The 2,141-nt window shown below is 69.9% G+C and carries 3 protein-coding genes; 1 reads left to right on the top strand and 2 read right to left on the bottom strand.

All coding sequences use genetic code 11. From position 1 onward, the window contains the following. Positions 1 to 186, bottom strand: a 186-nt coding sequence (locus D180_RS12255; RefSeq protein WP_043090900.1) for a poly(R)-hydroxyalkanoic acid synthase subunit PhaE, incomplete at its 3' end; no start/stop codon positions are given. Positions 187 to 231: 45 nt separating this feature from the next. Beyond that, positions 232 to 846, bottom strand: coding sequence for a CDP-alcohol phosphatidyltransferase family protein (locus D180_RS12250; RefSeq protein ID WP_017909499.1), 615 nt, complete (start codon positions 844 to 846; stop codon positions 232 to 234). Between the two features lie 141 nt (positions 847 to 987). Between D180_RS12250 and D180_RS12245 the strand changes: the two genes are divergently transcribed. Then, positions 988 to 1,746, top strand: coding sequence for a 3-hydroxybutyrate dehydrogenase (locus tag D180_RS12245; RefSeq protein WP_017913018.1), 759 nt, complete (start codon positions 988 to 990; stop codon positions 1,744 to 1,746). Positions 1,747 to 2,141: the final 395 nt, after the last annotated feature.

The following is a 2,141-nucleotide window of genomic DNA, read 5'->3' as shown; positions in this document are numbered from 1 at the left end:
TGGCGCGCTGCCGCGCGGTAGCCACTGGCTCCAGGCCGCGATCGCCTCGCGCCAGGAACCGGCGCCATCGCCAGCCGCGTGCGACGCGGGGGCCACTGCGCCCTGGCGCAATGCGGCGCTCCAGGCGTCCCAGTACTGCCGCGTCATCGCCTCGAAATCGCCGGCGCCACCGCCGCTAGCCTTCATCGCCACTCTCCAGACCTGGCCCGCGATGATAGCAACCCGCTGCGATCAGGGCTTGGGGATGCGTAGCGTCTTGCTGATCATCAGCGAGCCGGACAGCGCGAACAGCAGCGCCAGCGGGTGCAGCAGCCACGGTCCCAACCGCCACTCGCCCCACCACAAGGCGTCGCCGATATGGCCCAGGTGCGCGGCGATCGCCAGCACGATGACCAGGCCCAGGCTGCTCGGGATCGGCGTGCCCTCGAAGTACGGCACCTTGTCGCCGTCGCCGGCGATCTGCTCGGCGGTGACGTTGTAGCGGGCCAGGCGGCTGACCCCGCAGCAGACGAAGAAGCTCAGCACCAGCCAGTCCCAGCCGCCCTGCATGCCGCAGGCGTAGGCCAGCGCGGCCGGGGCCACGCCGAAGGAGATCACGTCGGCGAGCGAGTCCAGCTCGCGGCCCAGGGTCGAGGACGACTTGCGCCAGCGCGCCACCCGCCCGTCCAGCGCGTCGAACACGAATGCCAGCGGGATCAGCGCCATGCCGAACAGCAGGTCGCTGCGGCGGCCGTCCTGCAGGAAGCGCATCGCCGCGAACACCGCGCCGGTGCCGCAGAAGGCGTTGGCGAGGGTGAACCAGTCGGCCAGCTGGAACTCGCGCAGCATGGAGAAGTGGCGTTTCATCGGCATAACGTGGCGGATCCGGCGTGAGCGGCGAGCGACGGCACAGGGTAGCGTGGCGCCGCCGCACTGGCGAGCGGCCGCTGCCAGGCGTCGCGGCGCGCTGCTACGCTGATCGCCCCCCACTCCGCGCAGGTACTCCCCATGCAGACCGTCCTGATCACCGGCGCCGCCAGCGGCATCGGCGCCGGCATCGCCCACGCACTGGCCGCCGACGGCCGCCACATCGTCGTCAGCGACCTCGACCTTGAGGCCGCCGAAACGGTCGCCGCGCAGGTGCGCCAGGCCGGCGGCTCGGCCGAGGCGGTGGCGCTGGACGTAGCCAGTGCGGACAGCATCGCCGCGGCGCTGGCGGCCGTCAGCCGGCCGGTGGACGTGCTGGTCAACAACGCCGGGCTGCAGCATGTGGCGCCGCTGCAGGAGTTCCCGATGGACAAGTGGAGCCTGCTGGTGGAGGTGATGCTGACCGGTGTCGCCCGGCTGACCCAGGCGGTGCTGCCGGGCATGCGCGAACGCGGCTTCGGCCGCATCGTCAACATCGGCAGCATCCACTCGCTGGTCGCCAGCCCGTACAAGAGCGCCTATGTCGCCGCCAAGCACGGCCTGGTCGGCTTCTCCAAGGTGATCGCACTGGAGACCGCCGACACCGACATCACCATCAACACGCTCTGCCCCAGCTACGTGAAGACGCCGCTGGTGGACAGGCAGATCGCCGACCAGGCGCGCACCCGCGGCATTTCCGAAGCCGACGTGATCGCCCAGGTGATGCTCAAGCCGATGCCCAAGGGCGTGTTCATCGCCTACGACGAACTGGCCGGCTGTGTGGCGTTCCTGGCCTCGCCGGCGGCGCGCAACATCACCGCGCAGACGATCGCCATCGACGGCGGCTGGACCGCGCAGTAGCGCTGCGGCAAGCGCGCACGTGCGCCTGCTGGGTCGCGCGATCGACGCTGGTCAATTTTTCGCCATTGCGGCGGCGGCCGTTGTGGCACAACGCCACTGGCATCTTATCCACAGCGTTCGTGCGCTTTCATCCACACCGGCTGTGGAGAAGCGCGACCGGGACTGATGAAATTTTCGCCACCCGGCAGAATCGGACAGCCATTTCAGCGACTTGGACCGCTTGCCCACAGGCTTGTGCAGCATCGATCCACAGCCACTGTGGACAAGACGGAGGCGGTGTCGCGCGAGCGTTCGACCGAGCGGCGCGCCGGCCCCTCGCCCATCCCCCGGCGCGAAAGGCAGAGGCTGTTCCTTCTCCCGACGGGAGAAGGTGGCCCGAAGGGCCGGATGAGGGT

Source organism: Xanthomonas sp. SHU 166, assembly GCF_000364685.1.
Classification (GTDB): Bacteria; Pseudomonadota; Gammaproteobacteria; order Xanthomonadales; family Xanthomonadaceae; genus Xanthomonas_A; species Xanthomonas_A sontii.
Note: the sequence above shows the minus strand (reverse complement) of the source record. Positions and strands in the feature narration are given on the sequence as shown.

Excerpts from the sequence above, each read along its gene's own strand:
- D180_RS12250 (WP_017909499.1), bottom strand. The coding sequence starts at position 846 with ATGAAACGCCACTTCTCCATGCTGCGCGAGTTCCAGCTGGCCGACTGG.
- D180_RS12245 (WP_017913018.1), top strand. The coding sequence starts at position 988 with ATGCAGACCGTCCTGATCACCGGCGCCGCCAGCGGCATCGGCGCCGGC.